The organism is Prosthecobacter sp., from assembly GCF_044222565.1.
Classification (GTDB): Bacteria; Verrucomicrobiota; Verrucomicrobiia; order Verrucomicrobiales; family Verrucomicrobiaceae; genus Prosthecobacter.
In genome coordinates, this window is the sequence record NZ_JBGANA010000007.1 from 196,632 (window position 1) to 221,640 (window position 25,009).

General features: G+C 54.6%; 18 protein-coding genes. 7 read left to right on the top strand and 11 right to left on the bottom strand.

Annotation, left to right across the window (positions count from 1 at the left end):
- Positions 1–289: 289 nt before the first annotated feature.
- The gene (locus ACILSR_RS12505; RefSeq protein ID WP_395750112.1) at positions 290–4,732 is read left to right on the top strand and encodes a DNA polymerase; all 4,443 of its coding nucleotides are present in this window, start codon (positions 290–292) and stop codon (positions 4,730–4,732) included.
- Between the two features lie 40 nt (positions 4,733–4,772).
- Complete coding sequence (locus tag ACILSR_RS12510) at positions 4,773–5,300, top strand: hypothetical protein (protein WP_395750113.1); 528 nt, start codon at positions 4,773–4,775, stop codon at positions 5,298–5,300.
- Positions 5,301–5,894: 594 nt separating this feature from the next.
- Here ACILSR_RS12510 and ACILSR_RS12515 read toward each other — a convergent pair.
- The gene (locus ACILSR_RS12515) at positions 5,895–6,170 is read right to left on the bottom strand and encodes a multiprotein-bridging factor 1 family protein (protein WP_395750114.1); all 276 of its coding nucleotides are present in this window, start codon (positions 6,168–6,170) and stop codon (positions 5,895–5,897) included.
- 122 nt (positions 6,171–6,292) lie between these two features.
- Here ACILSR_RS12515 and ACILSR_RS12520 point away from each other — a divergent pair, with 122 nt between their 5' ends.
- The gene (locus ACILSR_RS12520) at positions 6,293–7,180 is read left to right on the top strand and encodes a DUF4339 domain-containing protein (RefSeq protein WP_395750115.1); all 888 of its coding nucleotides are present in this window, start codon (positions 6,293–6,295) and stop codon (positions 7,178–7,180) included.
- Between the two features lie 556 nt (positions 7,181–7,736).
- Here ACILSR_RS12520 and ACILSR_RS12525 read toward each other — a convergent pair.
- The 10 genes from ACILSR_RS12525 to ACILSR_RS12570 all read right to left on the bottom strand — a co-directional run bounded on the left by ACILSR_RS12525 (position 7,737) and on the right by ACILSR_RS12570 (position 19,414).
- Positions 7,737–8,432, bottom strand: coding sequence for a DUF932 domain-containing protein (locus ACILSR_RS12525; protein WP_395750116.1), 696 nt, complete (start codon positions 8,430–8,432; stop codon positions 7,737–7,739).
- 189 nt (positions 8,433–8,621) lie between these two features.
- A complete protein-coding gene (locus tag ACILSR_RS12530) occupies positions 8,622–10,094 on the bottom strand; it encodes a DNA polymerase III subunit beta (protein ID WP_395750117.1) in 1,473 nt (490 codons plus the stop codon).
- A gap of 74 nt (positions 10,095–10,168) precedes the next feature.
- The gene (locus ACILSR_RS12535) at positions 10,169–11,236 is read right to left on the bottom strand and encodes a WGR domain-containing protein (protein ID WP_395750118.1); all 1,068 of its coding nucleotides are present in this window, start codon (positions 11,234–11,236) and stop codon (positions 10,169–10,171) included.
- Positions 11,237–11,455: 219 nt separating this feature from the next.
- Complete coding sequence (locus tag ACILSR_RS12540) at positions 11,456–12,277, bottom strand: RecB family exonuclease (protein ID WP_395750119.1); 822 nt, start codon at positions 12,275–12,277, stop codon at positions 11,456–11,458.
- A complete protein-coding gene (locus ACILSR_RS12545; RefSeq protein WP_395750120.1) occupies positions 12,274–12,819 on the bottom strand; it encodes a hypothetical protein in 546 nt (181 codons plus the stop codon). Before ACILSR_RS12545 ends, ACILSR_RS12540 begins: the two co-directional genes overlap by 4 nt.
- 96 nt (positions 12,820–12,915) lie before the next feature.
- Positions 12,916–13,128: a hypothetical protein gene (locus ACILSR_RS12550; protein ID WP_395750121.1), complete on the bottom strand. Its 213-nt coding sequence runs from the start codon at positions 13,126–13,128 to the stop codon at positions 12,916–12,918.
- 564 nt (positions 13,129–13,692) lie between these two features.
- Complete coding sequence (locus ACILSR_RS12555) at positions 13,693–15,153, bottom strand: N-6 DNA methylase (RefSeq protein WP_395750122.1); 1,461 nt, start codon at positions 15,151–15,153, stop codon at positions 13,693–13,695.
- A gap of 14 nt (positions 15,154–15,167) precedes the next feature.
- Positions 15,168–15,809, bottom strand: coding sequence for a hypothetical protein (locus tag ACILSR_RS12560; protein WP_395750123.1), 642 nt, complete (start codon positions 15,807–15,809; stop codon positions 15,168–15,170).
- 164 nt (positions 15,810–15,973) lie between these two features.
- Positions 15,974–17,662 (bottom strand): AAA family ATPase, encoded by a 1,689-nt coding sequence (locus tag ACILSR_RS12565; protein ID WP_395750124.1) that lies wholly within the window; start codon positions 17,660–17,662, stop codon positions 15,974–15,976.
- Positions 17,663–17,665: 3 nt separating this feature from the next.
- The gene (locus ACILSR_RS12570) at positions 17,666–19,414 is read right to left on the bottom strand and encodes a restriction endonuclease subunit S (protein ID WP_395750125.1); all 1,749 of its coding nucleotides are present in this window, start codon (positions 19,412–19,414) and stop codon (positions 17,666–17,668) included.
- Between the two features lie 314 nt (positions 19,415–19,728).
- Between ACILSR_RS12570 and ACILSR_RS12575 the strand changes: the two genes are divergently transcribed.
- The 4 genes from ACILSR_RS12575 to ACILSR_RS12590 are packed head-to-tail and all read left to right on the top strand — an operon-like array spanning position 19,729 to position 24,999.
- On the top strand, positions 19,729–20,775 hold the full coding sequence (locus ACILSR_RS12575) for an OB-fold nucleic acid binding domain-containing protein (protein ID WP_395750126.1): 1,047 nt from the start codon (positions 19,729–19,731) through the stop codon (positions 20,773–20,775).
- Positions 20,776–20,913, top strand: a complete 138-nt coding sequence (locus ACILSR_RS12580) for a hypothetical protein (RefSeq protein ID WP_395750127.1) — start codon at positions 20,776–20,778, stop codon at positions 20,911–20,913.
- A 48-nt stretch (positions 20,914–20,961) separates the two neighbouring features.
- Positions 20,962–22,530, top strand: a complete 1,569-nt coding sequence (locus ACILSR_RS12585; protein ID WP_395750128.1) for a DNA cytosine methyltransferase — start codon at positions 20,962–20,964, stop codon at positions 22,528–22,530.
- A 12-nt stretch (positions 22,531–22,542) separates the two neighbouring features.
- Positions 22,543–24,999 (top strand): DrmE family protein, encoded by a 2,457-nt coding sequence (locus ACILSR_RS12590; RefSeq protein ID WP_395750129.1) that lies wholly within the window; start codon positions 22,543–22,545, stop codon positions 24,997–24,999.
- Positions 25,000–25,009: the final 10 nt, after the last annotated feature.

The following is a 25,009-nucleotide window of genomic DNA, read 5'->3' on the forward strand; positions in this document are numbered from 1 at the left end:
TTGGTGCTGGGAAGAGATGCTCCGGTTAAATCCGTCGTGCTCCGACAACGGGGAGCGAACCGAGGTGTACGCCTCATTTCATTGGAGAGCCTGCTCGAACATCTGCACGGTCAAGCAGAGGGAGCGCAAACTTTAGCAGCACCAGCTGATCACCCGGAACTACCGGGCATTAGCCAAAACGAAGTGGCCTGCACCGGTGCTATTTCAACTTTACTCCAAGAATAAAAAACTTCCGGGGACGCGCGGGCCTGCGAAGCAAATCGCGTCCCCGGACAAGCATCTTTCGACTATGAATACTAACGCATCTTCTCCAGCTTCTCAAGCTCACAGCACAGCCAATTTCAACGTTGTCAGCCTTGACATCCCTTCCCCATTTCCAGCCACAGCTATCGAGGCTGCGGAGCTGTACATAGCACAGGGTGTAACGGTCTTTCCACTCTACTCTCCCGGCACTGGCACTGGAGAACAGAATGGAAAAATTCCAGCGGTAAAAGACTACAGACAGCTTCGCACAGACTGGGCCACTGAAGCCGACAAGAAAAAGTACTGGGGCGGTACACCTGCATACAACATGGCCATTCTTCTGCCTCCAGGGCATGTGGTCGTGGATCTGGACAGCAAGGCTGACGAAGGCTCAAGCGTAGTCCAGTGGCTAGAAGCTCAAGCTTCACTACCAGCAACACTCCAGGTTAAGACTTTGGGTGGACGTCACCTCTACTTCCGGTGCGAAGATCTTCCGGTGCTCACCAAGTCTGATGGTACACCAAGAGGCACTCCACTCGTATCCCTCATCAACGCAGCCGTCACTGCTGAACTGATGCTGCCAGGAATGCACATCACGGCTCCACCATCAAGGCGTCAGCGCGGATTTGTGTACGCATGGCAGGGCTCAGGCCAGCCAACGGTCATCTCCTGGAAAACGCTCCAAGACGTTTTTGGCTTCAAGGAGCCTGCATCAGGTCATACAAGTGGTTCAAGGGCAGCTTGTGATTGGGAGAAACTTCAATCATGCCATGCCGGCGATCTTCAGTCGCTGGACGTGGTGAAGCTGTTCACCAAGGCTGGAATCTACGGTGGGTGCATCAGCAGCTCAGAAGGTAAGCACAGCGTGAAATGCCCGTTCTCTGAGGAACACAGCGATCACGGCGATGGCTGGTCGGCTGCCGACACCTCAGCCGTCATTTATGAGCCCAATGAAGGGCGACGGCCAGCGTTCGATTGCAAGCATGCGCATTGCCAAGGCCGCAAGCTCCTTGAGGTCATCGAGCGGTTCGACCTTTCCAATCCCGGACTCGTCGATAGCTGCTGTGCAGAACCCCATCGCCCCAAGGTCATTTTGCCCGGCGAAGGTCAAACACAAAGCATGTTCGTTCGATCCGTAGCAGAAGTGATGGCAAAGGCTGAGACCTATTTCCTTCTGGGAGATGAAGTGGTGGAGGTGAGTCACTTGCCTGGCAATGGACACCAGCGCCGCTTGCGTCCATTGACGCCGCGAGACGCCATCACCTCTGCTGAACAGGTCGTTCAGCTTGGCATATACAAGCCCAGCCGGGGAGGTGATGTCCGCTTCGTGCCCAAATCGATGAATGCAGAGACAGCTGCGATCTTGTTGGAATCGCAACAGTTGAGGCAGCGCTTGCCACAGATCAGACGCATGCTGCGAGTGCCAATTCCAGTATTCTCAGACGATGGAAGCATTGTGTTGCCGCGCCATGGTTACGATGAGAAGCACCAGACATTTCTGGACTTGTCGGCCCCGAAAATCAATAGTCTTTGTTTTGAGGAAGCCATCCAGACCCTTGATGAACTCTTTGGGGATGCAGATTCCGGTGGCTTTCCATGGCATGACCACCATGCGAAGACCGCTGCCATCGCCCGCGTCCTTACCCCGTTTTGTCGAGGGCTGATGGAGTGGGAGAAGGCACCCGTTTTCCTGATGTTTGCAAACCAGCCGCGACTGGGCAAGGACACCATCGCAATGCTCGTGAGCATGCTTTACACCCGCGATAGGTCTGTTGGTCCCCCTCTAGAGAAGCAAGCCGACGCCGAAATGAAGAAGAGGATCACATCAGCACTCCGGACCGGAAATCCTTTCATTCACTTCGCCAATCTTCGCGGGTATGTAAATTTTCCATCGTTGGAAGCAGCCACGGACGCGTCGGTCGTATGGAAGGATCGACTGCTTGGACACTCCAGTGAACTAACCCTCCCCAACGAGGCGGAATACTCCCTTTCAATGAACCTCGGAGCTACACTCACATCGGATTTGGACAAACGGTCGGTCATCATCCGTCTACGTTATGCTGGGGAAAATCCCAATCTGCGTACATTCCGTCATCCTGACCTCCTCAACTGGGTTCGGCGGAATGAATCCAGAATCCTGGGGGCACTTCATGCACTTGTGCTACGGTGGAACGAAATGGGACGTCCAGCAGGACCTACTCCGTTCGCTTCGTTCCAACGCTGGAGCAGAATCGTTGGAGGCATCATGACGGCATGTGATCTCGGAGACCCTTGTGTCAGACCACCAGACCTCAAGGCGCAGATCGGTGACCGTGAGACGGAGTACATGCGCATGATCTTCATCTTGGTCCACGAAACACACGGGCACGCGTACATAAAAAAAGACCGGCTTTACATATTGATGCGCCGGGGAGAGGAATGGCCATTCCCCTACCTTAAGCTCGACAACAGGGATGATCAGACCAAGCTGGGCATGATTTTGGAGCGCTACAGGGACCGCGAGCTTTCCGGTATTACCATGCGTATAGACGACAGTGACAAAAAGCGGAAGAGATACGCCTTCATTCGGAGACAAGACGGTGACGCATCAAGGACTGGTGGACCAGATGTGCAAACCTCGCAAACCTTGCAAACATGCAACCTGGGTCAGAGCTGTCCGAGCGGTGGCGACAGCAACTTCTCTGCTCCTCCAGGGACAGCAACCCCGGAAAATCTTCACGGACAGACCGACGAAAAGGTTTGCAACGTTTGCAATGTTCCCACCGCAGTAGGTGGATTCACGAAGATCACCACGTCTGATGGCCTTCACGACGTGCTGGTGGCATTGGCTGCTCACCCTGATGCTGAGGTATGCCTAGACATCGAGACATACGGCAAGAACCCCGGTGATGCTCTGGCCCCCCGCAAAGGATCAATACGATTGCTTCAGTTGGCCGTCGAGATGCACGTCTATGTGATTGATGTGCGAGCCGTCGGCGATGATGTCAGGCCAGTTCTTGCTAGTCTGGCCTCACGTCTCCTTATTGGGCACAACCTTGTCTTCGACCTGTCCTTCCTCGCCCGGCACTTCGACTTCAAAGCCTCATCGGTTTTCTGCACCATGACTGCATCCAGAACTCTTGGTGCTGGTGACCTGGACCAAAAACACGATCTGGGGGCTGTGATGGATCGAATGCTCAATGTTGAGTTGAAGAAAGAGCACGGCGCATCTGACTGGAGCGGTGTGCTATCCGAGGAACAGTGGCAGTATGCGGCGAACGATGTTGCCCAGTTGGCGCGCCTGAGGAGCGAATTGCTCTTGAATCTGAAAGATGCCGACTTGGACAGAACCGCTGACTTGGAAATGAACACGGTTCTGGTCACGGTGGCGCTCCAACGAAACGGTATTGCACTAGATGTGCCCAGGGTCTCAGCCCTTCGCGACAAGCTGGTGATTCAGCATGGCGATTCAATCGCTGCACTTCGGCGTATGGCTGGTAACATGTTCAATCCGAACAGTCCTGACCAGGTGCTGGAAGCACTCAGCGCAAGAGGGCACCTGGTTTCCGACACGAAGGAGGATACCCTCAGTCAGTTAGCCGACCCACTGGCCTCCTCCATCATCGAGACCCGCCAGATCAAAAAGCAGATCGAATCATGCGACGCCTTGCTGGACCGGGTTGAGGTCGATGGCAGAGTTCATGCACGCTTCGATCCCATGCAGGCACGCACTGGCCGATTCAGCAGCAAAGAGCCGAATATGCAGAATATCCCACGAGGGGAGCTGCGCACATGCATCAAGGCGCGTGCTGGTTACAAACTCATTGGCGCTGATTATTCTCAGATTGAACTGAGGGTCGCTGCCGTCATCTCAGGTGAGGAGCGCATGCTGGAAGCCTATAGAAAAGGGGCGGACCTTCATGTGCAGACTGCTGCACTGGTCTTGGGGAAGGAGATCAGCTCAATCAGCAAGGATGAGCGGCAACTGGCGAAGGCGGTAAACTTCGGCATGCTTTTTGGCCAGAAAGCCAAGGGACTTGTTGGTTACGCACGCTCCAATTATGGTGTGCACCTTGACGAATCTAGAGCTGCCGATATTCGACAGGCATTTCTGCTGGCATATCCAGACCTTGATTCATGGCAGCGTAAACAAGCCGACGCGGCAAACCATGTCTGTGAGGCGAGGACCGTCATCGGAAGGAGGCGTCGTTTGCCGTCGGGTCCTGACTCATGGTGGATGCGTTATTCAGCATTGCTGAACACACCCGTACAAGGATCTGCTGCAGATGGTCTCAAGTGCGCTCTTTGGCGTCTGTACAATGAGCTGCCCCAAGACTGCTACCTCGTGAGCTGCATCCACGACGAGATCCTTGTCGAAGCGCCTGAAGAGCGAGCGCAGGAGATCAAAACGATGGTCGAGCAGATCATGGTGGCAGAAATGCATAGCCTGTTTCCTGACGTTCCCATCGAAGTCGAAGCCAAGGTCTTTGAAACCTGGGGCGACAAGTAAGCACCTGCATTTAGTCCCATTCAATCATTCCTGCACCACCATGAAAACCAAAGCCAAAATCAAATCACCCCAGCCGGGTAAGCCTCGGCCTGCACTGTACATACCCAGCCCTCGCTTCGTCCTTGTCCCATTTTTCGGCCGCCAGCTGCGTGCTGTGCTCGAAGGTAAGGAGACATGGTACGTACGCGAAGACGTGCTTCGGGTCCTCTCCATGAATGAAGCGCCATACTGGAACCGAAGGTTGTTCCCCAATCAGCGTCGAACAGCTCTCGTCCCAGATGGCGACGGTGGTGCAACCCAACATCAAGTCGTGAGTGAAGCCGGTTTTTATAAACTTTTGTGCCTCAGCAAGATTGATTTTGGCCTGACTTTCAAGATGAAGGGCGGTTCGCGCATTATTGACATGCTGGGACCGGATCAGGATTTTGATGCGGAACAGCGTGAGTTCTTCCGCGACATCCTTCGTGAGCTGCATGTCAGTTGGCGACAGAACGAGGTGGCTAACAGCAATATTGACGAGTGGGAAATGCCACGGCGTGGAAAAGTAAGAACGTGGCTGCTGAACTAGCTGACATCTGCGCTCATTGCATCTGGGCTGATCCACTCATCAGGCGCACGTGGTGGCTGGTGATGGCCCGGCCAACTCCTTCCGAGCCCGTCGTGATCGCTAAGCACCAAGCGTGGTCGCAAAGCCGGTTGTCCCTCATGCGAATCCTCCAGTGCATACACCTTAAAGCGTCGCAATTACGGGCTAAAGCCCCACCAGCCGAACGGTGCATCGTGAGGTCTGTAATGCTACTGGCATTGAGAACAATCCACCGCTGATACGGACGAATGGAGAATTTCGCCTCGGATTTCAAAAATCAGGTATCCATCGCTCCGCCGGAGAAGAACAGGTCACCTCCTCCCGGTTCAGCACGGCTTTGCAGAGGGGCGTGTAATAGCTCTTCATTTTAAAATTCCAGGTAAATTCGTACTAATGGCCTGGACCGTGTCTTCACGAACCTCGGTGCTACCGATTTTTAAAAAGGTGCGTGCAAGAGCGCTGCCGTTGAAAAAGACGAGCAATTTTCACGTCGACTGAACGATCACAACCGCCCTTGCCGGGCGTACGCACAACGACTTCTGGCTGGATGTCTCAGTGTTGTCGTGCAGAAACACTTCACTTCGCCTTCCCGGTCCTTGGCTTGGTAGCAGCCAGGTGAGGGGCCAGACATTCTGAAAGCAGTTTTCCAACATCAAGTTTCATGGCCAGTCCGTACCGGATCAGATTCAGGAGGGTTGGATTCTCGTCAGGGTTTTCGATGTAGCGGGCTGTTGCCCGGTCGAAACCTGCCATGGCCGCCAATGCCTTTTTGGACACACCCGCAGCCTCACGTTCCTGGGCAAGACGCTTGCTCAGGTCGGAGACAATCTGACTGGCAGTGTCGTCGGGCACCCTCTGACCATGATTGACAAAATCGACCGTGTGGATGAGGATAAATCCCCATCCCCCCCCCAATTTGACCATAATTCGGGTCTCACATTGCCTCGCATCTGTATCAACCACTCGTTCTTTCCATGGAACCAGAGATCAAACACAAACTCGATGAACAGCTCGCCTCAGGGCTGCTTTCGATCGAAGAGTACCAGCAAAAACTGGACGCGCTCCATGCTGCGGACGCAATGATGGGGAGAGGAGCACCTAGTTCTGTGGGGCAGAAGACCCCGGCTGCATTCTCCGCATCAGCAGCAGCCCTGCGCGCCTTGCCTCCAGTTGGATATGATGGAAAGGGGCTTGAAGCATCTGCTCGCAGAATGCGCGCATGGTTCCGAGAGACGCCATTTCGGTGGTCAATTGCCATGTTTATCGTGCCTTGGATCATACGGTGGCCCCTGAGCAAGCTTGCTGAGAAGCGCCGGGCGGGTCTTAAATATTTCTATGCTGATGAGGAGAGAATCGAAGGCCCCCTGTCCTACGAGGAGATTGAAGCATGTGTCCTAGCCGGGAAAATCGGGCGTGAAATGCTTGTCATTCGAGAGGATTCCCGAAAATGGCTCCCCCTTGAGCTGTCGGAGTTCTCTTTCCGATTCGGTGATACTGATCGGCAGCCGTGGCTGGGAATCAGGGAATGTTCAGCATGCCCTCAAATGGCCCTGGGTTGCCTTTCGCCATTCATGGCGGTCGGTCTGCTTGTGCTCATTGTAAAGCTGGCAGGTATGCCTGCTTTGAGAGATACCCTCGATAACCGGTCTGCCGGAGCCGCGTGGTGCATGACGATTGCTTTACTCGCGACCTGCTCTGCGCCGCCCGTTTGCCGTGCCCTGAAGCGGGTGAATCGGTTAGGGGCACCTTGGGCCAAATGTTGGATGCGGCTGGCTGTTGCCGCTCTCACCATCACTGCCCTCTGCCTTTTTGGTTTGGCTGGATATTTCATGTTTGCGGATCTCAGCCAGTACGGACGCTAATTGTAGCTCAAGCGGCGGAACACACGGCATTTAACCCTTCACTGAAATGGATTCCGAATTAAAAAAGCGCCTGGACGCCAGATTGGTGTCAGGAGAGATCACCACCGAAGAGTACCAGGCAATTGTTAAGGCACTGACATCGGCTGTTCCGCAAGCTGACCCCCTGGTTCCAAAGGACTCTTTAACTGTGAGGCAACCGCGAGCAGCTACCAAGAGGCCAGATGGAATGACCGAAGGAAACCGTACAATTCCTGCGCACACATTTAATTGCCCGAAGTGCAACACGCCCCAAAAACCGGGAGTGACCTACTGTTCATGGTGCAATCACAGTTTTAATCCGAAACCGGCCATCGACATCAGCCCAAGGGCGATAGGAGCATATTTCACTACTGGTTTCATCGCCATGCGGTTTGGACATGCGTTCGACCAAGGCTTTCTGTATGGAGTCATCAAGATTGCCCTCTGGCCTATCTTTTTCTTGAAGGGATGCGCGGGTGGATAGTGAGAGAGCTAAAAAGACTCCAGCAGGCCCTAAGGCCTGCTGGAGGGATGCGGGTCAGGCGGACAACCCAACGTACGTATCGAGCAGTCCATGCAGGGCTTCAGTCCGCTTTGGCAGCTCTGCTAGGTTGCCCTCCTTCAGCGATTCAGTGAACGCATTGAACAGGCTCCAGACGTTGCGTCCCACAAAAGCATCATGGCGTGGCTCCCGCCACTCATGGAGCACAGGAGGAATCAGCCGGTTTGAGCAGACCCCGACATCCGTGGCCCGGATGACCAGATCGTGCGCATTGATGTCGGTGATCTCAGCCTCCTTGTAAGCAGCAATTCGTTTGTCCTGATGATGCCATTTGGCAACCAGCAGGCCGATGGAGCGGCTGACCAACTGAGGGAGGTCACGAACGATGAACCGAGTGTGTTTGCGCGCGAATTTGATCTCCCCTGAAAACGAGAGATTATCACAGACGAAGACACTGGCTCCAGCGACAATTCCTGCGGGAAAGGTTTTGTCATGGCTGTTGCGGAGGCCGAGCACCCAGCAGTAATCCACATTGGACTTCTGAGCGTGAACTTCCATGAGACCGAAGTATCGCTGACCTTCATGGGACAGAGAGTGGGCCTGCGTGCCAATGCGGAGGTTGGTGGCTGCAAGCGTCTTTTGGACGGTGGTGATCAGCTGGTGGTGAGGGATTGGGCACCAACTGTCGGTTGAACGTGGTGTATGGACAGAGCGCACGTCATTGAGATCCACGGCTTGAGCGCCACAGTGAAGGATCAGATTGGGACTGCGACGTGGTGGGATGACGACGACGGGTTCGGGATCGAGATGGGCAATCATGATGGTTTCCTTGGTTGAATGTTGACCAAAACAAGTCGGGCCGGTGCATCGCAGAGACGCAGCCAGCCCGAGCCTTGAGTGGAGGTGATGGTGTGTAGGTGACTAGATGCGTACGCCTTGGAGAGAGCGCAGAGTCTGGCGCACGCCTTGGATTTCCTTTTCACTGGCTTTCTGCTCACGTAGGGCCTGGCGAATGTGGTCGCCCAATTTTGTGAGCCCGTTGATGCCTTCCCGGAACCCGGTCTTCATCGCCTCGATTTGAACGAGGGCGGCTTCGAGAGCAGGTTTGGTTTCTGGTTTGTCCGTATTGGCTGGGGCCGAGGTGCTGGAGACGTTGGCTGCTATCGGGTGGCGATTACCGTTGATGGATGTCTGCATGGCTATTGGTGTGGGTTGGTCCGCTGGTGGCGGAGGTGTTGGTGGGGCTGATTCTTTGGTGACGGGTGGTGCCGATGGTGTCGTCGGTGACGCCTCAAGGCGGACAGGCATGACAATGAGCTGCTTGCCACCACTGGTGAACCGGAGTGGTGAGATGGGATCAATGAGGCTGAGGGTATTGAGGCCAAAGCTGAGGGCTTTCTGCACGTAGTTGCGATCAACGAAGATCGTCATTTCAGGGCCTTTGCCGTTGACGTCCGGCACCGGAACGCGCAGCCATGGTTCCTCAGCTTTGTCCTTTGCCATCAGCATGAACTGACCGTCTTTCCAGTCCAAGCCGAGCGTGTGGTAACGATCATCGTGGCATGGCATCCGCTGGATGAGCTTGATGAGGGTGTCCAGCTTCGCAGGGTCAAGAGTGATGACTGTTTGCGTATTGGCAGGATCAGGGACCGGCGCTCGCCAGTCAGGATAGTTCCCTTCGATGGTCTTCACGATGAAGCGCCAGCGACGGGTGCTGAGCTGAAGATGCTGCTCGCCAACCCGCAGCTGCCACTCTCCGTCATTATTGAATTCCCGCCACTCAAGAAACTTGTGGGCCGGGATGATGACGGATTCCTTGAGTGGGAGAGTGAACGAGTTGGCGGAATACAGATGCCTGCCATCGGTGGCGACAACGTAGTTGGCCTTCGGGTCCCTGGCGTCGATGAACGCGCCATTGAGCACGTAACGGGTCTCATCAGTGCTTGCGCAGTCCATGGCCTCCATGATCGAGTCCCGCAGGCCCGAGGGCAGGGGAATGGCCTCGTTCTTCATCTTGGGAACAAGTGGGAACTCATTGGGCGAGATTAACGGCACCTTCGATTCTCCCATGGTTTCACCAAGGGGGAAGCGGATGATGCTGGCGTCCGGGGTGGACTCCACTTCAATGGATTCGCCCTTGCCGCAGCTTTTGACCAGCTGGGTGAGCTGATCGTAGGGGAGAAGCACAGTGGCGGGAGGGCCTTCGGTGGGATGTTCAAAACGAACGGTGACCCAGCGGTCTAGGTCGGTACTGGTCAGAGCAATCCAACCGTCGGCAGTGCGCTCGACTTTGATGTTGCCGAGTATTGCTAGGGAGACCCGTGTGTTGATGATCTTGCCGAGGCCGACGAGAGCGGGTTTCAGTTCCGCGATGGGTAGTGTGATGGGTTTCATGGTGTTGGTGGTGGGGGAAAGGCAAAAGCCCATGCACCAGAGGTGGTGCATGGGCTTGAGCGTTGTTGAGTTGGTCAGGCGGTCGTCGGCACCTCAGCTTTGTACTTGAGCTGGGCTGTGGTGCATTCTTCCGCACGAATGTCTTCACGCGTTCCGAGGAAAACCGGCTGGTAGATGCTGCCGGACTCCTTGAATGCGTACAGATAACGGCACTCCGCCACGGTCCCCGGTGCAGGAACGTCGTGGTTGGGTGGGATGGTGACGTTGCCAGCCGGGCGCACTTTCTCGCCCTCGAACAGGATCAGTGAAACGCTCCTTTGATCATTCACCTTGGTGACGACGAAGGAAGCGGTTTCGTAGAACTTGTACTTGAGCTGGCTGCCACCGCTGTTGGGACGTCCAGGTGTGTATGGTGCATCTTTGTGTTTGAACACCACGCCTTCTTTCCCCTCGTTTTTGAACTGCTGGAACCAACCGGCCGATTGAGGTGGGAAGAACACTCTCACCTCCCGGATATGGGGATGATCGAAGGCATTGAGCATGTCACGCATCCGAAGATACCGCACGGAGAAGCACTTGGTGCGCATGTTCTCAGGGCCGATGGTGAGCAGGTCGAAGGCGTGGAAGGTGTCTCCGACCGCTTCACCATCGAGCAGGAAACTGCGCGGGTATTTGGCGGCACTACGGACAATTGTCTCGGGAATTGCGGTGGGGTAGCCCAGACGGTTGATGCCGGTGATTTGGTCACCGTCTTTCATGATGAGCAGGCGACGGCCATCGAGCTTCTCCTGCATCCAGTAGTCATGGTTGAACAGGAGCTGGTTGAGCTGCTGTTCGTTGATGGGATTGAGGACCTGGCAGTGAATGCCGCTGTGCTGGCCAGGTGATTCTGGGGGCATGGCAAATCCTGCGTCGGTGCCGGGAGTATAGCCCTTGGCTGTCTTTTCTTTGATGAGCTGGTCGTAAATGCCCTTGGCGATCTGATACTCGACTGGTGCCGGTGTTTTGCTGCCAGTGGTGAGAGTGGAGCCGCGACGGCCATACGCAACGTGGACCATGAAGCCGTGGTCCTTGAGCTGGATGCTGACACGGTACACTTTGTCAGACGGTCCCTGTCGGAAATAGAGGGTGGTGGAATCCATGGGTGGTGTCCTTTCTAAAATGAAGGAGCCGGACAATCGCGAGATCGTCCGGCTCCTATAGGGTTGGAGATGGTAGCCTCACTTCATGAGGCACGTGCTCAGCTTGGCGATGATCGCGCAGATGACGTAAACAAGCGTGCCAAGAAGGTCGAGGGCTGTGGTGAGAAGGGTCTGGAACATAAGGGTAAGATGATTTGAGTATTGGGGTTGAGGGTGGGGTCAGTGCCATTTGCGGCACTCGTTTTGGAATTCGCAGCTGGCGCAATGCATACCCGGCGAAGGCACGAACTGCTCATGCTGGAGTCCCGTGAGGTAGGCCTCCATTTGCCGAAACAGCCGGGTTTCCTGCTGCTGGCTCATGGGTGGCAGAGTGGTGATGACCACCTTGGGGTTCTTGAGTTTGACCAGGTGGTGAAGCTGGATGCCTGCCTCCTGCTTGCCGGTGTTGTGGCGGTAGAGGATGGAGTACGAGGTGGTTTGGATCTCGTGACTGTGGGCGATCTTGTCCGCATTGGGCGTGGTGGCCGCCGTCTTGTAGTCGATGATCTGGCGTTGTTGCACCAGATCCAGGACACCGATGAGCTTGGGCAGACCGTGCTGATGCAGATCTGCTTCAACCGGCACCTCGACTGCATCGGGCTTCACCTCTGCGGGAACATGGGATTCACGCAGGTAGGTGTCCACCAAACGCCAGCCCGTGGTCTTTTCATCGTCCTCCTCTCCCGGCTCCCAGTTGACGGAGCCTTCGGAGGTGTCTGCCCATGCTGCTGTGTACGCATCATGAGCTTGTTTGAGCGTCAACGGCTTTTCGAGCCACCGCGCTTTGTTCCATCCCTTCAGCACTGAATGCACCGAATTGCCGAGATGGAGCGAGGCTGTCTTGGGCTTTTTGAGCTTGAGCACGTAGCGAAAGAACCACTTCAGCCTGCATTGCAGGAACAGTGACAACCGGGAGGCTGACACCGTTCTCTGCAAGGCTTCGATGATCTCCTCAGCGCTCTGCTCCTTGACGGATGGTGGAGCTTCAGCGGTGGCATTCATGCGGCTTGACGGTTGGTGGGTTGTTGCTGCCAGCGAGATTGGCGAGGTGCAGGCTTGCCGGCTTTGACCAGCAAGTCCTCAATCAATTGTGAGGCCTGCATCTTGTTGAGCTGCTTCACGCCAATGCCGAAGAGCTGCTGGGACAGATCCTCCGCCACCTGCTTGGTGATGCTGGGGTTTTCATTGACGATCCGAAGGATGAAGCCCTTCTGTCCATCGGTGCAGTTCCAAGCATCAGTGCTGGCAGCACGAGGCGGTGATTGCCCATTGGAGCCATTGGTATCGGAGTGGCCACCACCGTTGAGTTGGTAGGTGCGCCCATTGTTCTGGGGCTTCCCATTGCCATTTGCATCGGGGACGTAGCCGGGGTGCTGGATTTCCTGATCGACGGAGTGCTGCAGAAGGACGTAAAGCTTCTGCACCTCGGCTTCGACCTGTGTGATGTCGCTAAGTTCGACTTCGACGGATGCAGAAAAGCTGTGGCTGCTGTATTGGGGCAGGCCGAGCTTCTTGCTGTAGTTTGCGCTGAGTTTGATGGCCATAGGGGTGGGTGTGTGGGTGGTGGGTTGTGATGAAGACACGAAAAATCCAGACCGTGATTGGCCTGCTGCTGCGTGTTTCTGGGATGTTTAGACTCCCTAAGCCGCTGCTTTGTGAGCGACGTAGGGCGATGGGTCTTCAGCCACTTTGAGGGTGGTGGTTTGTTCCCAGCCGGGTGAACCCTTGAGGGATTCACGCAGCAAGGTGTCAGCGAGACGCGTCATGGAGATGCCCCGGTGACGAGCTTCGTGATAGAGCAGGCTCACCGTAAAACGTGTGAGCGCTGGTGTGTAGTGGGTGGGGCGGGCCATGGTGGTGAGGATGGTTCAGTCCACCAACAAAAAGCCCAGTCTGAAATGAATCAGACTGGGCCTGCTGACGGATGGATCTTGCTGGAGGACGGCAACCGAAGCTTCCGGTGGATTGACGCGAAAGGCTTCAGCTTGTCATGATTTCATAACACAGAAAGTGGTGCTGTTGCAATTCCCCTTCCTCTCATGCATCAGTAGCGAAGGAGAATTTGAATTTTCGTGTGCTAGTTCCGCGAGAAACTGCTTTTTGTACGGAAAGTTTCACTGATGCGGACAAGCGGTCTTTGATAGGACTGTGTACTTATCGACGGTGACGAGAACGGTTCGTTGGCCGGTGAGTATTTGCACGTCTGAAAGTCTTAGTTGCCCTGTAGGAAAATTCTGTCTCAGACCATCCTCTGTAAGCCAAGCGTTCAAGTCCGCTCAAACCGGTGTGGTTTATCGGGGCTATGAATTTTTCTAGCCTGCCTGCCTACGCAAGCATTCCTTTAATAATGTGCAGCCGCCTCTATCAGTTCGCAAATATCCCAGCGCTTTCTATCGCGGGAAACGCGCTGGATTTCGCTATAGCCGTCGCAACTCAGTTTCTACCCCGCGAAACTCCGCAAGGCACTCTTCTAAATCTTCAATGATACCGGCGGCCAGCACTTCGGGTTTAGGCAGGTTCGCTGTTTCGGTTATGCCCTCATCCGTCAGCCAAAAAATGTCGATATTGGCTTTATCCCGCGCCATCAGTTCATCATAGCTGAACCGTTTGAATCGTTCCGTCTCCATGCGCTTGGAAATTGGCTTGGCGGCGGCATAGCACTTTACGAAATCCTTCATGTCTTCGTCCGTGATTGGATTCTGCCGCAGCGTGAAGTTTTTGTTCGTGCGGAGATCGTAAATCCAGAGTTCTTTCGTCCATGGCTTCTTCGATGGCGGCTTTTTGTCAAAGAACAGCACGTTCGCTTTCACTCCGGGCGAATACCACACACCGGTGGGAAGACGTAACAAGGTGTGAACATTGCACTGTGCGAGCAGTTCGCGCCGAATTTTTTCCCCTGCACCGGCTTCGAAAAGCACATTGTCAGGAACGACCACAGCCGCCCGTCCATCCTCAACCAGCATGGTAAAAACGTTCTGAACAAAGTTCAGCTGCTTGTTGCTCGTCGTGGCCCAGAAATCCTTCCGCTCATAGTATAGCTTCTCGGTGTCCCGCTTTCCATCATCGTTGATCACTGTGAAACTGCTCTTTTTGCCGAAAGGCGGGTTGGTCAGGACCATCTTCACTTGGACAGGTGCTTTGACGAGGCTGTCGCCGATCTCAACCAGTAGCTTGTTGCCCCCTCCCATCCCATGGAGATAGAGGTTCATCGCGCACAGGCGGGCCACGCTCGGCACGATGTCGATGCCATGGATTGCCGATTCATTCACAAAACACCTTGTCTTCGTTTCCATCTTGGGATACGCACGGAGCAAGTATTCGTGGGCGGCCAGCAAGAAGCCGCCAGTGCCGCAGGCCGGGTCGGCGATGGTGTCCGTGGGGTGAGGCCGCATCACCTCCAAAATTGCGCGGATGATTGGGCGCGAGGTAAAATACTGCCCAGCCCCACCTCGCACATCCTCCGCATTGCGCGCCAGAAGCCCTTCGTAGATCTCGCCCTTCACGTCCAAATCCAAAGAAGACCATTCTTGCGCATCAATCAGTTCCACCAACCGACGCAGTTTCGCGCTGTCGCTGATCTTACTCTGAGGCTTGGTGAAAATCAGTCCGAGAAGTCCTTCTTGATTGCTGAGTTTCTTGAGTGTCGTTTGATAAATTGAGGCAAGCTTGGCGTTATTTGCAGTTCCAATCAGCCTGCCCCAGCAATATTGGGGCTGGCCACTCTTCCGTAGCATAGAGTCAGCCTGCTCCCATGCGATTTTCAGGAAGAGGAGGTAAGTAATCTGTTCCGTGTAGTCCAAAAACGATAACCCGTCATCCCGCATGACATGGGCGTAGTTCCAGACTTTTTGCACGAGGGCCGATGCGGTTTGGCTCATGTAAAAATAGAATTTCAGAGCCCTGGGACAATATATTCCAGCAACCCCTTTTCGCGAACAACCTGAAGACAGGCAGAAGAAAAAGGAGCAAATGGACCGATGTATGCCACAATATCGTCAATCTTCTGGTTATATGCGACCTCGTCGCGCGGCACTGCTATAGCGATATCCTCAAGCTGATTACAGTGCGCCCTCACTTCGGCCATCAGGTCTGCACGCTGCTTGTTCCAAGTGCCCTCGTCCAAGTGATAGTAATCAATCGATTTGTCCGCGCGCTCGTGCAACCATTGGTTGTCGCCTCTGTTGTAGCGGGGAGACGGCGCACCTGACGCTTCGTCGAAGCAAAGCAGGCGAGTATCTGAAGGAACGGCGGGGTCTAACAACAACGGAGTCTCATTTGCCTCCTCAGCTGCATTGTGAGCTCGATTGGCAGCCACTTGGAGCGGAAAATACGAGCCTTTGCCAGCCTTCTTCCCGGTCAAGTAATCGGTTCTCCGAAGGTTTACCGTGGAGTGAGCCAGACGAAGATTTCGCCAATCGAATGTCCTCCATGGATAGCCACCGTGTGCAGCACCTGTCAGGCGCTTTTTCGGACGAAAGTGCTCAATTTGTCCTTCTCCTTGTTGTAAAATTGCTTCGGAAAACCAGCACTTCATGTTTCCGACTGCCCAAAGTCCAGTGCGCAATGCTCGCGAATATTCCGTGTCATTCCGAAGGAAAGTGTCCCAATCCACCTCGTCAGGCCTCCCAATGGATGCGCTGGCGGAGGCTAGTGGTCTTAGGTCAACCGCTCTTCCAAGTTGGGTATTGTCAATTGGTCTCATGATGACTTTTCGAGTTTGAGAAGTCGCTCCGCAATGTCTTTTGCGATCTTCTGGCGTTCACGCCACATTTCAATTTTGGGAGCGGGTTTATTAAGCTCTGGCTTGTCTTTTGTTGCTGCAGTAATCGCTCTGATGAATTCCTCATAGAGCGGGTCTCGAACCGAATGTGAGAAATCAAGACGTCCAAGTTCGCTATTGAGTTCTTCCAGTTCCTTTCGGTCGTCGTCCGTCTTATTTTGCTTCAGCGCAATCTGGCGCTTCTTGTCGATTTTAGTAAGTGTGTCTTTGTCTAAGGTTGAGCGAAGACCAAAGAAATCGCTTGTGAGGATGGCGGCAAAGCCCATGCCTTTTGGCGGGCTGGTGGGATGTTCAGCAAAGATGCGACCGTTATGATTTCTTTCCATTACGACCACCTCGTTTTTGTCCATGCCTGCAAATGTCAGTGGGCTATGGGTTGTCATGATGATCTGGCTATTCGGCGGCTCAGCGCCATACATTCGAAGGTTGTCGAGGTAGTCCAAACACCATGCAGGATTGAGGTGTGTGTCTGGCTCATCCAACAGAAACAGTGCCTCTTTGTCCGCCGTGAAACGCATCAATCCCAAAACGGTTAGCAACTGGCGTTCACCTTCTGCGAGGTCGTGGTAAGTGGCGGGTCCTTTGCAGCCTTTCAATCGAATCCACACTCGGACGTCAGCCCCGCCCCCATCAACAAGGTCGCTGAAGACTAGGCTTTCCAGCCGGGCGAAGAATTCTTTGTTGCTCAAACCCTCGGCTAGCCCTCTGAGCGCCTTCACGTCTGGAAGAAAGCAGTGACGGCGTTCCTTCTTCTTTTCCTGGCCAATGCTAATCTTAATCCTACCTTCGCCGGCCATTGGTGCGAACGAATGATCGAACAGTGAATCTAAGAATGGAGACACCTTTCCACCGGCGAACCAGAAGCGCGGATCCCCTTTGGTGACTCGTGTCTTGGAGGCCTTAGACTGTCGCCAGTAGGGCTCCCGCAGAGAGAAAAGTGCTGAGTCAAATCCCTCGATTCGGAACTCTTCTGAGAGGAACCTCTGTGCTGGTTCGTCGTGAGTCGCGAAGAAGGCAAGAAGAGCAAACTGGCTGTGGTGCGGCTTGGCCTGAAACAATGGGCGCAGCGGGGCTTCCTCCCCTGAAATTTGTTCTTTGAAGTAACGTTCTTCGTGCTTCTCAAAAATCCTAGAGAACCGCGACACTGATCCGGAATAGTAACCAAATACGTAAAGAGGCAAGATTCGCTCGGGATTAGGTTGGTCGCCCACAGCTGCGTTGCGGCGAAAAAACTCTTTCTCCGAAATCTCCACGTATGGCTTTTCTGCACCAGGCCGAAGTGCAGCGCACGCTGTCTCATGGGCGGCCCAATACTTCCGTCTAAACCGCTTCGGCTGGTTCGGCTTTGCTTTGCATTCGTCAGCGTTTGCTTGGACGCAAGCAATTTTTATACAGTGCTGATTGCAGAGATATTCGATCTCATAGGCGAACTGGGACTCTACCTCCAAATCCATGTCACGAAAGATCCACGTGAGAGCCTCAAGAAGGTTGGATTTGCCAACGCCGTTTCGGCCGACGATGACCTGCCGAACACTGGATTGGTCAAAGTCCACCTCGAAATCTACAAGGTTGCGGAAATCAGCTAGATAAAGACGGTCAATGCGCATGGCTCAATGTTTCTTCAATTCCAGCAAAACTTTTACGCGTTGTGGCCAAAACCGAGCCGCCGCACTTTTGGGCTTCGTCTCCAGCAGCTGTTTACGAAGCGACGTTAGTTCCCGATAAAATGCATCTGCTTCGTCGGGGTGAAATCCGGCGTCACCAAACAGCTTCTCAGGAGAAATTGGTTTCTTGTGCTCTCGAAGAACATCAAGGAGTGGCCGACGCGTAATTTTGGCTTTGGGCATACGTTTGGGTTTTGGTTTCTTAGCTTCGGATTCGCGGGCGGCGCGAATGCGTTCGAGAAGGAATGCTGCTGGCTCGTCCTTCGGGTCTTGTGGCACAAGGCTTCCAGCGAAAGCTTCCCGCAAGAGAGATTGGCGAGTGTCTTGTGCGCGGTCGATTTGACGGGAAAGTTTACCAGCCAAATTTTCTACTGCTGTAAATCGGCGCTTAATTTCATCTCTCAATTGAGACTGTTCCCTTATGGGTGGTAGTGGAAAAGCGAATGCCTTAATGTCGGGAAGATTAATGTGAGGATGTGATGTGCCGGTCGAAGCACGTTCCGCTTGATGCCTTCCCCAACTGCCGTTCAAGAGAGTGTGGAAGAGCCATAAGTCGAGATCGGGATGGGGACGAAAAAGACACATCCCTTGAGATAGACACAATGATTCTCCTGGCTTGACAACTGCGCCCCAGCCAAAACTTAATTCACGACTATACACGATGTCTCCACCTTGGGGCGTACGCCTTGCCGTCTGAATTGCGAATTCCTCCTTGTTCACCTTACGGGCGCGGTGAAGATCCAATACGCCTCCGACTACATCTCTCGGGCCAATGGCTGGCGTGCCAGAGCTTGAATACCTTGGCGTTCTGTGGGCACTATCGACAAAAACCAAGCAAAGCTGATCCAGAGACGCCCATGCCCACTCGTTAGGAACATCAAATAGGTGGTTCTTCTTTGGCTGTTTCGGTTCCTGGTAGCGCTTCTTCCAGAAGTCGTCTTTGGGACGTTTACCGGCAGCATCTAGGCGTTTGGCTTCACTTTCCTCCCATTGAAAACGGCGATCTTGTAGCATACGTGCGAGGAGTTGCGCACCCGTTTCGTCGGCGGGGTGGGATTTGCGCCAGTCGCGGGTGAGTTCGCCGGTCACAGCGGCTTGAAGAACGGCAGCGCGATAACGCTGAATTCGATCCAAGGCACGACGCGCGGCGGCTTCAGCCTTGTCGATTCTCGCCATCATCGCATCCAGCTTCGATACGATCCGCTGTTGTTCGGAAATGGGTGGTAGAGGCAGAGGAAAGCGTGCTACCTGCGGCTGATTCACCGATGCCATGCCTGCTACCTGCTGCGCGTTCCGATTAAAGTATTCCGAGCCTGCGAGCAGAAGACGGTAGTTCACGAAGGCAGGCATCACGGCTTCTTTCCAGAGACGAACCCGGATGTTCTTGCTCTCAAACACGCAGCGCTCGAAGCCAGTAGGAATTTCGGCAGCCTTGCCAACTAGTTCTCGGCTGTTCACCCGGTTTATCAACAGGTCACCCGGCAGCAGGCCGTACTCGGCGATTTCCTCTTCCGTCAGGTCCATGCGCTTGATGTCCTTCCACACGATTCGTCCTTGGCCGATATTATACATCCGCAGGCAGGCTGTGCCATCATCTGAATAGGACGATGCCGGGCGGTAGATGCCATTCTTCATCGACTGGGCGACCTCGCCCAGCGTCGTCATCACCCATGCTTTTGGAAGTTTGTTAGGCATGGTCAGGGATTCAGGCGCAACGAGTGGCGAAGGTAGCGGGTTTTGGCAATGTTTTGGGATTCATTCGGGGATCGCTCATCCAAGCTGGGAAGGCTTCGCATGGCAAGGAGGAACGTCAACTTCGTTGCCGGTTCGGCCTGACTGGAAGGCGAGATGAAAGCTTTTCTTGTATGTTTTGAATACAGCACGGGACACATCCTGCAAATCTGCGATGCCTTCGTGGGATTACCCCCCCCCCCGGTCGTGCGGACGTGCTACGGCGTACGCTGGTGAAATAGGACCGCGCCAAGATCAGTGAGGTGAAGGCTGAGTTCATGCAGGCGGCTAAGGAACGCCGACATGAAGCCCGCAGCATCACCTACGTCTGGGATCTGGTGGCCGAGTTCCAAGGGTGCGCCTTCTGTCGCGCTCACAGCACTGCCTATGCCGTCGAGGCGTATCAAGGGGCCTATGCCGAGCACTACCACCCAGCAGAGTTCATGGCCGGGGTGCTCACGAATGGCAAAGGGTTCTATTCATCGCTCGTTTATACCCTAGAATGCCATCGCCTTGGGATTGGCTTCCTCTCCTCGGATGTGAACACCCCTGCGGATGGCTTCACCGTCGAGTTTTCCACTGCCCCGCATGGGACGCCTGCGGCACCCATGGGCAAAGCGATACGCCTTCCAATCCAAGCCATCAAGGACCTGGGTGAAGCCACCTTGGCCCGTTGGCGAGCTGAGGTTGCCCGAGCACCCTACACCAGTATCCGTGATTTCTGCGAACGTGTCTGCCCTGAAGGCACTGAAGCGCTAAACCTCATCTGTGCCGGGGCCTTTGATTCACTTGGCGGAGGGCGTACAGAGCAGTTTTGGCGCTGTATGCACTGTTCTCGGGATGTGAACGCAGGAGCCGACTGGCTTTTCCGGGAAGCCCGAGAGGACGACATTCGCGCCACTTTCCGCGAGGAACCGACCCTGCTGCAGATGCTTCAATATGAGTTGGAGCTCTTCGGCTACACCGTCAGCGGCCATTCGTTGGACCTGCACCCGCAGGTCGCGTGGAACACATACTGCCCCATTTCCGAACTGCACCGCTACCCCAATCAGCGTGTCACTGTCTGCGGCCTCATCATCGTCAGCCGATCCCACTTGCAGCAGGACGGCCAGCCGATGAAATTCATTTCGATCTGCGACCGGACCGGCATTGTCGAGTGTGAAATTTTTGCCGCTGCTTACCGTAAATACGGATTGAATACCGTTCGTTACCCAGTTGTTGAGGTCACCGGGGAGGTGAAGCCGTTTGACAATGGCGCGGGCTACACGCTGGACGTGCTGCGGGTGGAGAGGGCGAGGAATGTGAACAATGAAGGGGAGAAATGAATGAAAATAAATGCCAACATCGTATCGTTACGGGAGGAGATGGCTCGTTTGGCAGATCAACATTCCCGTGAGGAAAATGCCAGCTTAAATAAAGCAAATATTTTGGTGGCAATGCGTGCCTGTGCTTACATAAACTGAATAGCGATGCCTCATCTACCTAAATTCTGAATCACCCTCTGTGCCAGTTTGAAACACACTTTCATCGACCTTTTTTGCGGATGCGGCGGTTTTAGCCTTGGCATGGAACGCGCCCAATTTCAGTGCCTCGCTGCCATCGACTTCAATCCCGAGGCTGTGGAGGTTTTCAAAGCAAACTTTGGCCACGTTCCTCATGCGCTGGAGAGAGACCTTACGCAGTTCACGCCGCAGGACTTAGAAAAACTCATCCGCACCCGGCATGTGGATGTCATCGTTGGCGGTCCACCATGTCAGGGGTTCTCTCAAGCTCGCCAACGTGATGGAGCCAACCACGGCCCGCGTATAATTGATGATCCGCGCCGCCATCTGTATCAGCGCTTCCTTTCCTTCGTGGAGCACTTCAAACCCAAGGTCTTCGTCATGGAGAACGTACTCGGTATCCGCAGTGCCAGCGGAGGCGACTATTTCACCCGCGTGCAAGCTGAAGGGCGCAAGCTCGGCTATCGCGTTACTCCGCGTGAGGAAGATGCGACGAAACTTGGCGTGCCACAGAATCGTAAGCGCCAACTTTTCATCGGCATCCGGTTGGATGTGCCCGGCTATCTCGCTAATGAGCTTCTGCCAGCGCCTCGTGCCAAGCCTTGGGTCGGGGTCACTCTCGGGGATGCCATCATGGATCTTCCCATCGTCAGAGCGGGCGGCGGGGCTCAGGAGATGGATTACGACATGGAGCGCCGCTCCGATCATGTTGGCACCAATCACCATCATTACATCTATAAGGTGCTTGAGGTCAAAAAGGCGGCGAAGCTCACTGCTCACGACTCACGTCCGCACAGTGAGCGCGATCTGCGTGATTTTGCCCTACTGAACGAAGGCGAAAATTGCAAAAACGCCATGGTAAAGCGCGGCTTGAAATTCGAGTTTCCCTACGACAAGACCAGCTTCAAAGACCGCTACACGCGTCAGAGCCGTTTTCGTCCGTGCAGCACCATCGTGGCGCACATGAGCAAGGACGGCCTAATGTTCATCCACCCCACTCAGAACCGCAGTCTTACTCCGCGAGAGGCTGCCCGCGTGCAGACTTTTCCAGACTGGTTCCAGTTCCCAGTCACTCGCACGCACCAGTTCCGAGTCATTGGTAATGCCGTTCCTCCTCTGGTTGGCGAGGCAGTGGGCCACGCAGTGCAAAACCTGCTGTACAGCGCCACCGTTGTCTATGCTGGTGCTGAGACCAACGTCATCGCTTTTCCTCAAGCCGGCACTATCCCTACTAATCGCAACGAAGCCATGAGCTATCTCGTCGCACTCGGGGCTATGACCGGGCCAGAGCTACGCAAAGCTGCTACTGAAACCTTTCTCAAAGGCTGGCATGCTTTGCTCTACCTCTTCCCTGACCTACATCCCTACAACGCCTTCGACCACGGCGATGCAGAGCAGATTCAGTACTCGTCCTTGGATGGATCACTTGATTTGAGCCGTCGCTATCTTCGCAGCAATTGGCCGGTGAGTTTGGAGCCTCTTGGCAGAGAAGCTTGGCGGCGATACAAAGATGGGTTGATCAGTGATAAACAAATGTTCTGCGACCAAGCTCACCGCGCTGGATTCACGGCAGCTTGAGCAAGCACGATCATGGATGCGCTTATTTCCCATCTCCGAGGGCAATATTCTTGGTTGAGCGAAGTGATGCTCAATGATGGAGGGGTTTCCTTTGGCGTTCCTCTTTGGCTCCGCGCTGGCGCGACTGCCGTGATTGCATCGGAGCAGCGCCCCATCGTTCTAGTTTCGCCTTTCACGCGTGACTCTGCAAGATGGACGGCACTAGTTTGTGCGCTCGAAAGCTTCCGATCCGGCTTCGATGAGCGAGTATCAGCATTATGCGGCGGGGAACCCCAAATTGGAGCACGAGTTGTCATTCAGCCGGAGAATAAATTCTTCTTCTACCAGGGGACAAAGCCTGACGGCCAAGTCTTGCTGCGCTGTGCGGACGGCAATCAATTGTCGATGCGGCTATCTCGTTTGCGCATCCGGGCGGAAGCGGCAGGCGGCGCTCAGGGGAGGATCAATTCATTGCATCGTCATCCTGCCAGTCATCCTTTCGCAGACTTTCTTGCCTGCGACCCACTTGGTAATCACGCAATGTTCGGTGACGGCGTTGTCCTGATTGATTCCAAAAGTGGTATAAAAGACTTTGCTTCAAGGGCCTGCATCTCAAGAAAGGGGCAAACAGGTGTCTTTCACGATTTTGACCCCAAGGGGCACTTGCTGAAGGTATATCGCACGGCACTCGACTTCGTCGATTCAAACCCGGTGAAAGGCAAAACAGTGATTGTTAACGGCGCTCGCCGCCTCGAAACATTAGCAGAGTTGCATAAGCTTGTCGGTCCGCATCGCTTAGTCATTTTCGCAAACCCCGATGACCTTGCTTACTTGAAGCGGTTCGAAGGCAATGCCGACTTTTGGTTCTTTCAGGATGATCCCTGGCTCATGGATGGCTCCGACGAGACCAGCGTGCGCTGCACGCACCTCGCCCATGGAGACTGGTCGCCACACCTCGCAGCAAATCAGCTTGTTGAATCCGCAGCGTTGCAGCTGGGGAAGTTCTGCGCTTTGATGGAAGAGGCGGATGATTCTACGGCACAGGGCTTGCGCGGACCGGCCTGGGGATTATTGCTTGAGGCTTCATCACGAACACGAGGCTACAGCGAGAATCAGCGCCGAGCATTTCAAGCTCAGTTGGGCCAGTTTCGCCAAGCGATTTCCACAGAGATGCAATCGCTGACCCCGGAAATGCAACAGTGTATCAATGAAGCGTTCCGCCTTCTCACGGAACTCGTGTGCGCTCAAGGGGCAACCAACTCCAAAGGTATCCTGCTCCACGAATTGGTTCATGGGGCGCAACGAGTCGCCATCATCACTCGCTCCGAGAATGAGGCCGTCTCCGTGCGTGGGCGGTTTCTGAATGTTGGAAACAGCCTGCACATTCTGGCTCAGTCGGAGCTTCCCCTATCTGCCTGCTACGACTGCGTTATCGTTTGCGGCTGGCTCGGTGCGCGAGCAATGGCGCAGCTCTACTCATCAGGTGCGGCGCGGCGATTGACGCTTATTGGTTATTCGTTTGAGATCGCTTGGCTTAAGTCACTCACCTCGCGTTTGGTGCGTCGCGAAGGCATTGGCGGAGCTAATTCAAATGACAAGCTCGACATCGTCAAGGCTCCAGAGATCCTTGATGAGTGGCCACATCCCCACCAGCCCCCAACGATCAACTGGCCCACCTCGATTGAAGTGACCGGGACTACCCGAGAACCAAGCGATGTCGTGTGGAATGGCATCGACATCTGGGACTTCGAGTATCGGATTACGCATCAGCGCAAAGAACCCCTCCTTGATACTCTCGGCGCTCAGTCGTCCGTCGATCTGCTTCCCGTGCGATACGTGAGCTTCAAAGGAACGGGCTATGCATTCTTCACCACCGACCGAAACGTGCCGGTCATCACAGAACTTCTTCGGGAGGGATCGAAGGCTATCAAGCCTCGGCGAGTGCTCGAACTGCAGCTGGGCGATCTTGTCGTGTTCCCAAGGCTTGGAGGTTCGGATTTGATCGTAGATGTGGCGGACAAACTGCTTCAGGGTCGCGCCGACAGGCTTCGAATGACGGCAAACCAATATGCAAAGCAACTTCAGTCAAGCCACCTGACACCTGAACAGTTCCGAGCAAAAGCACAAGGGTATGGACTCACGCGCAGCCTTGCTGCAGTGCGTGATTGGTTCGCAGGAAGCCGTGTTATTGGCCCTGATAGCGACGAAGACATCGAGATCATCCAGCGTGTTGTCGGCGGCACGACTTGGGCTTGTCAATGCATTGAAGCACGTCGCGAACTGCGTCAGGCTCACGCTACTGCAGAGGGGCGCATCAGGGAGGCCTTGCTCTTAAAGCTCAGGCAAAACCTCGATCAAATCGAAGCATGTGGTTGCCAACTTGAACTCGGCGAACTCGGCAGTGTGTGGGTGCAGTGTGTCGAGTCAGTCAGTGAGCAGGCCGAAGAGCAGCCGAAATCCAAAACCAACCGCCTGCTTGGCGTGGCGTAAACACTATGGC